The organism is Albidovulum sp., assembly GCF_049646345.1.
Lineage (GTDB): Bacteria > Pseudomonadota > Alphaproteobacteria > Rhodobacterales > Rhodobacteraceae > Albidovulum.
This window is the reverse complement of sequence record NZ_JBARVQ010000057.1, coordinates 1-2,038: the sequence shown is the minus strand read 5'-3', so window position 1 is coordinate 2,038 and position 2,038 is coordinate 1. Positions and strand designations below refer to the sequence as shown.

Sequence of the window (2,038 nt, the reverse complement as noted above, 5' to 3'; positions counted from 1 at the left end):
GGCGGCGCGCGTTCCGCGCGCCTTGATTCCGGGCATTGGTGCTACAATTCAAATGTCTTCACTGTCCCGAAAGCCGACTGGGTATGGCCCCTCCCGCACTGGCCTGCGACAACTGGACAACTGCGGCGCGCCTGCTACGGTCGCGCCAGACCAGACAGGAATCCCGCCATGAGCCTCGACGCCGTCCTCGCCAAGATCGACGAAACCCTGCCCGAGGCGATGGAGCGTCTCTTTGGCCTCTTGCGGATCAAATCGATCTCCACCGACCCCGCTTTCAAGGCGGAATGCGCGAAGGCGGCGGACTGGCTGGCGAACGATCTGAAATGGCTCGGCTTTGATGCCGCCGCCCGCCTGACACATGGCCATCCGATGGTCGTTGGACATTCGAAAGGCGACGGCCCGCATCTCTTGTTCTACGGACATTACGACGTGCAGCCCGTCGACCCCCTGAACCTCTGGCACCGCGACCCATTCGATCCGGCGATCGAGGACACACCGAACGGCAAGGTGATCCGGGGGCGGGGATCGTCGGACGACAAGGGCCAGCTCATGACCTTCATCGAGGCCTGCCGGGCGTGGAAGGCGGTCCATGGCACCTTGCCCGGCAACCTCACGATATTCCTTGAGGGCGAAGAGGAATCCGGTTCGCCCTCGCTGATCCCGTTCATGCAGGAAAACGCCGCAGAACTGACCTCGGATCTCGCGCTGATCTGCGACACGTCCATGGTCTCGCCCGGTGTGCCGTCGATTGCCTCACAGCTCAGGGGCATGCTGAAGGACGAATTCACCCTCACCGGCCCGCGCATCGACCTGCATTCGGGCCATTACGGCGGGCCGGGGCTGAACCCATTGCGCGAACTGGCCCGCATCGTTGCCTCGTTCCACGATCCCGAAACCGGGCGGGTCGCGGTCGAGGGGTTTTATGACGGCGTCCATGACGTGCCAGAAGCCCTCCTGAAACAATGGGAAAGCTGCGGCTTTGATGAGCAGGAATACCTGAACTCGGTGGGCTACACGCAAGCCCACGGTGAAAAGGCCTTTTCGACGCTGGTCCAGCAATGGGCCCGCCCGACGCTGGAGATCAACGGCCTCTGGGGCGGTTATCAGGGCGCGGGGTCGAAGACCGTCATCCCGTCCGAGGCGCATTGCAAAATCACCTGCCGTCTCGTTGGCGACATGGACCCCGACGATCTGCGCGCCAAGATCCGCGCCCATGTGGCAGCCCGGCTTTCACCCGATGCGAAAGTGGCATGGAACAATGATCTCGAAGGCTCCCCCGCCGCTGTGATGAACACCGCGCGACCCGAATTCGAAGCGGCCCGCAAGGCGCTCTCGGATGAATGGAACCGTGAAGCGGTCTTTGTCGGCATGGGCGGCTCAATCCCCATCGCCGGGTTCTTCAAGGACATCCTCGGCATGGATGCTATGCTGATCGGTTTCGCCAATGATGACGACGCGATCCACTCGCCGAATGAAAAGTACGACGTCAAAAGCTTTCACAAAGGTATCCGCAGCTGGGCACGCATCCTCGACGCGCTGAACCGGTGACCCGTCCGGCCGGGCACCTCGCTGAGGTGAACCGACTTGCCAATTCAGATGTCCCGTTCAGGGCAGGATCGGTCGGCCATGTCGGCAAAAAGACAGCCGCGCCTATCACTGCCGCCAGTCACCCCGCACATATTTCTTCATTGCCGAAATACCCCCGCCGGAGGCAAATCCGAGACGCAGGCCGTATGGCCTGCGACGAGACTTGACTTGCGCCGAAGGCGCTCAATTTGGCTAAGGATGAGGAAAGTGGCGCGGTTGACGGGGCTCGAACCCGCGACCCCCGGCGTGACAGGCCGGTACTCTAACCAACTGAGCTACAACCGCGCATGGTCCCTTTCGGGCGCTCTCGGGCGATCCGGGTGGTGGTGGCGCGGTTGACGGGGCTCGAACCCGCGACCCCCGGCGTGACAGGCCGGTACTCTAACCAACTGAGCTACAACCGCAACTCCACCACCCCGGATCGCCGCCCGAGCGTAGGATGCGTAATAGG

The 2,038-nt window shown here is 62.7% G+C and carries 1 protein-coding gene and 2 tRNA genes; 1 reads left to right on the top strand and 2 read right to left on the bottom strand.

What is annotated here, in order from left to right:
• The first annotated feature begins 168 nt into the window (after window positions 1-168).
• Window positions 169-1,548, top strand: a complete 1,380-nt coding sequence (locus tag WBB85_RS01425) for a M20/M25/M40 family metallo-hydrolase (protein ID WP_432636841.1) — start codon at window positions 169-171, stop codon at window positions 1,546-1,548.
• A gap of 247 nt (window positions 1,549-1,795) precedes the next feature.
• Here WBB85_RS01425 and WBB85_RS01420 read toward each other — a convergent pair.
• Window positions 1,796-1,872: transfer RNA gene (locus tag WBB85_RS01420), tRNA-Asp, on the bottom strand.
• A 42-nt stretch (window positions 1,873-1,914) separates the two neighbouring features.
• A tRNA-Asp gene (locus WBB85_RS01415) sits at window positions 1,915-1,991 on the bottom strand.
• Window positions 1,992-2,038 lie beyond the last annotated feature (47 nt).